At 48.9% G+C, this 6,090-nt stretch carries 5 protein-coding genes; all 5 read left to right on the forward strand.

The window, feature by feature from the left end; translation table 11 throughout:
• Positions 1-20: 20 nt before the first annotated feature.
• Complete coding sequence (gene dnaN, locus OES20_11240; GenBank protein ID MDH3635271.1) at positions 21-1,121, forward strand: DNA polymerase III subunit beta; 1,101 nt, start codon at positions 21-23, stop codon at positions 1,119-1,121.
• Positions 1,122-1,138: 17 nt separating this feature from the next.
• Positions 1,139-2,209 carry a DNA replication/repair protein RecF gene (recF, locus tag OES20_11245; protein MDH3635272.1) on the forward strand — a complete coding sequence of 357 codons (1,071 nt, stop codon included), beginning with the start codon at positions 1,139-1,141 and terminating at the stop codon, positions 2,207-2,209.
• 8 nt (positions 2,210-2,217) lie between these two features.
• A complete protein-coding gene (gene gyrB / locus OES20_11250) occupies positions 2,218-4,623 on the forward strand; it encodes a DNA topoisomerase (ATP-hydrolyzing) subunit B (protein MDH3635273.1) in 2,406 nt (801 codons plus the stop codon).
• A gap of 67 nt (positions 4,624-4,690) precedes the next feature.
• A complete protein-coding gene (locus OES20_11255) occupies positions 4,691-5,266 on the forward strand; it encodes a LemA family protein (GenBank protein MDH3635274.1) in 576 nt (191 codons plus the stop codon).
• Between the two features lie 22 nt (positions 5,267-5,288).
• On the forward strand, positions 5,289-6,090 hold an 802-nt coding region (locus OES20_11260; GenBank protein MDH3635275.1), incomplete at its 3' end, for an E3 ubiquitin ligase family protein.

The following is a 6,090-nucleotide window of genomic DNA, read 5'->3' on the forward strand; positions in this document are numbered from 1 at the left end:
ACAACAAGTTAAGTATACAAATGAAAACAACGATTAAAAGAGAAGATATCCTCGCGCCTTTACAACAAGTGATTGGTGCCGTAGAAAGACGACAAACCTTACCGATTCTCGGTAACGTTTTACTTAAGTCTATAGGTGGTGACTTGTCGCTCACCGCAACCGATCTCGAAATTGAAATGGTCGCGCGTATTAGCGCCGATAGCAGCGATGATTTTCAGACCACGATACCAGCGCGGAAACTACTCGATATCTGCAAAGCTCTTCCGGAATCTGCGGTAATTAAATTCAATATTGAAGATTCTAGAGTATCGCTTACATCGGCACGCAGTCGCTTCAGCCTGGCCGCGCTTCCCGCCAAGGATTTCCCGGGCCTTGAGGAAATCGAGGCGCAGCAAACATTTTCAATCCCCCAAAATGTTTTTAAATCATTGTTTGATAAAACCTCTTTTGCGATGGCTCAACAGGATGTGCGTTATTATCTAAACGGTATTTTGATGGAGATATCCTCTGACAATATCAAACTGGTCGCGACAGATGGTCACCGCCTCGCGCTAAGCGAAACCAGTCTTGACACCGGAGTTGCCGACGAAAAACAGATCATAATTCCGCGAAAAGCGGTGCTCGAATTGTCGCGCTTGCTGGATTCTGATGATAGTCAGGTTAAATGCGTGCTCAGTCAGAACCATTTGCGCGTCGAAACAGACGCTTTGGTTTTTACAACCAAGCTGATAGATGGGAAATTTCCCGACTACCAGAGAGTTATTCCGGTTGATGGTAACAAAACGATGGAGGTTGATCGGGAAACGCTGAAAAATTCAATGAGCAGAATAGCGATTTTATCGAACGAAAAATATCGCGGGATACGATTGACTTTGACAGCCGGCAATTTATCGATCCAGGCAAACAATCCAGATCAGGAAGAAGCGGAAGAAGAACTCCAGATCGACTACAATGAGTCAGACGTCGAGATCGGTTTCAATGTAACTTATCTCATTGATGTTTTGAATGTCATCGATTCTGAAAAAGTCCAGGTTAAATTAAAGGATTCAAACAGTAGCGCCATTATTAGTGACAGCGAGGACGATTCCAGTCTTTATGTCGTGATGCCGATGCGGCTATAGGATTACCCGGGATCCGCATGGCAATCAGTCAGCTGAGCCTGACGGATTTTAGGAATCTGCAGAGCACAACGCTCGATTTTGATCCGCGGCTAAATCTGATCAGTGGTGCCAACGGGTCCGGGAAAACCAGCTTGCTGGAAGCTATTTTTGTCCTGTGCCAGGCTCATTCTTTTCGCACACATCAGCTAAAACAGTGTATTCAACACGGTAAGGCGGGTTTTCTCCTGTTTGGTCGTTTCAACGGCTATAAAGCAGGCCTGGCCAAGAACGACAGGAAGCTTGAAATCAGGATCGATGGCGAGACCGTAAGGAAGCGCTCCGAATTAGTGAGACGATCGCCGGTCAATATTGCAAATGCAGATATCATCCAGTTAATCGAAGGCAGTCCGCAGCAGCGGCGCGCCTTCCTCGACTGGTGTTTGTTTCACGTGGAACCGGATTACGCCGAATACTGGAGACAGTACCGGCATGCCTTAAAGCAACGTAATCACTTGTTAAAATCCCGCAAGAATCCCGAACTGCTGGATTACTGGGATCAGCACTTGCTGGAACCATCCCGGAATATAAGCAAGATGCGAAACCAGTATTGTGCAGATCTGGGCAAGATTCTGTTAACCGAACTCGGCAAAATTTTGTCAGGTCTATCGCTAGAGCTGAATTATCACCAGGGATGGCCGCAACACCGGGATCTTGCCGACGCGCTCGGCGACCATCGCGAGCGCGATATCCGTAGTGGTTTTACCAGTATCGGGATTCACCGGGACGACATTGACTTGACCTCCGATGGCAGGAAAGTCAGCGAGTTTGTCTCTCGGGGCCAAGGTAAGCGACTTTGCCTGGCCCTGTTACTGGCGGTGCTCAAACTGGTCAGCGAAAAGCAGGAAAAGCGCATCATCCTGTTAATTGATGATCTGCATTCGGAACTGGACCATGAAGCGCAGAAACTGGCCTACGGGCAGCTTGCTGAAATGGATTTACAGTTGTTTATCAGCAATATTGACAGCGTGGTACCGGGGCCCATCAAAGCGAAAGAATTTAAATTGTTCCACGTGGAACATGGTACAATAAAGCCTCAAAAAAGCAGTTAGATCCATACATGACAAAATACGATTCTTCTAGCATACAAGTGCTAAAAGGCCTCGATGCCGTGCGTAAGCGTCCCGGGATGTATATTGGTGATACCGACGACGGCACTGGCCTCCACCACATGGTTTTTGAAGCCGTTGACAACTCGATCGACGAAGCGCTGGCAGGCCATTGCTCGGAAATAATGGTCACCATTCATACCGACGAATCGATATCTGTGAAGGACGATGGTCGCGGTATTCCGGTCGATATTCACGAGGAAGAAGGGCGCTCGGCAGCGGAAGTTATTATGACGGTACTGCATGCCGGTGGGAAATTTGACGATAATTCGTACAAAGTCTCCGGCGGATTGCATGGTGTCGGAATTTCAGTCGTAAACGCGTTGTCTGAAACGCTTTCCCTGCGCATAAAACGGGAAGGTAAACTCTACTGCCAGGAATACAAACTGGGTGAACCCCAGAGCAAGCTCGAAGAAATTAAAGAAACCGATCAGACTGGAACCGAACTGCGCTTTTTGCCCAGCCGTCAGATCTTCAGCGATATCGAGTTTCATTACGACATACTCGCAAAAAGGTTGCGGGAACTGTCTTTCCTAAATTCCGGTGTGCGTATTCATCTGGTTGATCAACGAACCAATAAGGAAGATATCTTCGAATATGAGGGCGGAATTCGAGCTTTCGTCGAATATTTGAACAAAAACAAGAATCCTATTCATGAAAAAGCGATTGATATCAACATGGAACAGGATGATGTTGTCGTAGAGGTCTCGATGCAATGGAATGATTCTTACCAGGAAAACATATTCTGTTTTACCAATAACATTCCACAGCGAGACGGGGGCACGCATTTGTCTGGATTTCGTTCAGCTTTGACGCGCACGCTGAATCAATATATCGAAAACAGCCAGACCAAGAAGGAGAAGCCCAACACCGGTGGTGACGATGCACGAGAAGGGCTGACCGCGGTTTTATCGGTTAAAATTCCAGATCCCAAGTTTTCCTCGCAAACCAAGGACAAGCTGGTTTCTTCAGAAATCAAGGGGATTGTCGAATCCGTTGTCAGCGAGCGGTTAAAGGATTTTCTCGAGGAAAACCCGGCGGATGCACGTGCTATTACGAACAAGATCCTCGATGCGGCAAGAGCACGGGAGGCAGCACGCAAAGCGCGCGAAATGACACGTCGCAAAGGGGCGCTCGATATCGCGGGATTGCCCGGCAAACTGGCGGATTGCCAGGAAAAAGACCCGGCCCTGTCCGAGATATACCTGGTAGAGGGAGATTCGGCAGGGGGCTCTGCGAAGCAGGGACGCAATCGTAAAACCCAGGCTATTCTGCCGCTCAAGGGCAAGATTCTGAACGTTGAAAAAGCACGCTTCGACAAAATGCTGCAGTCAGCCGAAGTGGGCACATTGATTACCGCACTTGGTTGCGGTATCGGTCGCGAGGAATTTGATATCGATAAGTTGCGTTATCACCATATAATTATCATGACGGATGCAGACGTCGACGGATCGCACATACGCACGCTGCTGCTAACCTTTTTTTACCGGCAAATGCGGGAACTGGTCGAGCGCGGGCATGTTTATATCGCACAGCCGCCGCTCTACAAGGTGAAAAAGGGCAAGCAGGAGCGATATGTCAAAGATGACCGGGAACTGGATGCTTATTTATTACAGCTCGCAATCGAAGGCGCCAGTTTGCACCTGACGACAGATTCACCCGCGATATCAGATTTGGCCCTGGAAAACTTGGCGCGTCAATTCATAACTATTTTGGCCATATTTGAGCGCCTGGCACAGCATATTCCTGCTGAAGCACTCCAAGAGCTGGTAGATTTGCCAGCCGTTAATGATGACATCCTGCTGGACGAAAAAGCGATTGGCGATTGGGGTGAAGTGCTGGTTGCTCGACTTAATGAGAAAAGCGAGGCGTCGATATCCTACACAGTGTCAGTCAAGGGCGACGAAAACAGTAATCGTTTTGGCCTCATCCTCGATAAGCGTCTGCACGGCCTTACCACCCCGAGTGAGCTCAGTAGCGAGTTCTTTAATAGTGCTGACTACCAGACCATCGCCCAGTTTGTTGAGCAGGTCGGGGACATGTTTACCACGGAATCTCACATTAGTCGTGGCGAGCGACAACGGGAGGTTCAAAAGTTCAGCGAGGTCTATTACTGGCTGATTCGAGAGGCGCGCAAGGGGTTGAATATTCAACGATACAAGGGTCTGGGTGAAATGAATCCGGATCAATTATGGGAAACCACCATGGATCCGGAAAATCGACGCTTACTGCAGGTTCGAATCGAAGATGCCATAGCGGCAGACCAGGTCTTTACCACGCTCATGGGAGACCAGGTAGAGCCCAGGCGCGACTTCATCGAAACCAATGCGCTCAATGTCAATAACCTGGACGTATAGCAAGCCCTTGATTTTATTGAAATAATCTCTATATAACAGGGATAGATTAATAATTGGGGATAATTTAGTGGATATTGCTAGCATCATTTTCTGGGTGATTGTCGGGGCATTGGTAATATACGTTGTCAGTATCTACAACCATCTGGTTCGCGTTAAGCACAACGTTTCGAAGGCCTGGTCAAATATTGATGTCCTGCTCAAGCAGCGGCACGATGAAATACCCAAGCTGGTAGAAACCTGTAAGCAATACATGAAGTTCGAACAGGAAACCCTGGAGAAAGTTATGCAGGCGCGGTCGAGGGTTTCAGAGGCACGTCAGAATCAGGATGTTCCGGGGCTGGGTCTGGCGGAGGGTGCATTGCGCCTGGGCCTTGGCCAATTATTTGCCCTGGCCGAGGATTATCCCGAGCTGCGCGCAAATGAAAACTTCCAGCATTTGCAGGGGCGCATCAGTACGCTGGAAAACACGATCGCCGACCGCCGTGAGTTCTACAACGAATCCTCCAATATCAACAACATTGCGATAGAAACTTTTCCTGACCTGATTGTTGCAAGACTGTTTGGCTTCGGCCCGCGCGATCTACTGGAGTTTGAAGCCGGCGAAACAGCCGATGTTAATGTGAAAGAATTATTCGAAACCTGATAGCAAGCGCAACACCTCCGCTATGTTTTCGTGGATTGAATTTGAAATCCTGGAATTACCGAGGATAGAGTACCTGGTGCTGCTTGCTCTACTGGCAGCTGTGTTTGCATACCTGGTCTATTACTCTTATCAAGTCCTTAAACGCTATCGCTTCATGGGCAGTACCGCGACCTCGCTGATCAGGTCTGCCGCGCAAGGCCATGTTGAGCTCAAGGGATTAGGTGAATGGCTGCCCAACGACGAGATACGTTCACCGTTTAGCGATCGCCGTTGCGTCTGGTATCACTGTACGATCGAAAAAAGAAAACGTTCTGGTAAACGCACGACCTGGACCAATATTTCAGATCAACGCAGCAGCCACCTGTTCCGCCTGGTTGATGATACCGGTGACTGCATCATTAATCCCGACCATGCGCACGTGATTCCCGAAGTGGATATCACCTGGTATGGACATAGCACCGACTATCAAACACGCGTACCCGATAAGCCTTCCTGGTTCAGGTTCAGCCTGGGAAACTACCGGTTCCGTGAGCGCTTGCTGCTGACCGCCAGCACATTATATGCCCTTGGGGGATTTCATACCGTGCACAGTAATCCGTCTGATGAGTTTATCGCGAAGCAGGTAGAGGATCTGGTTAAAACCTGGAAATTACAGCCGCAGAGATTCCTGCGCGAATATGACCTGGATCAGAACGGGAAAATCGAGAAACGGGAATGGAAAGCGATCCGGGCAGCAGCACGCAAATTAGTGCTTAACCGGCTGAACAGTGAGCATAAGGAGCACCACGTAATGTCGCGTCCCGAGAACAGGGGCCAGCCCTATA

The organism is Gammaproteobacteria bacterium, from assembly GCA_029862005.1.
Classification (GTDB): domain Bacteria; phylum Pseudomonadota; class Gammaproteobacteria.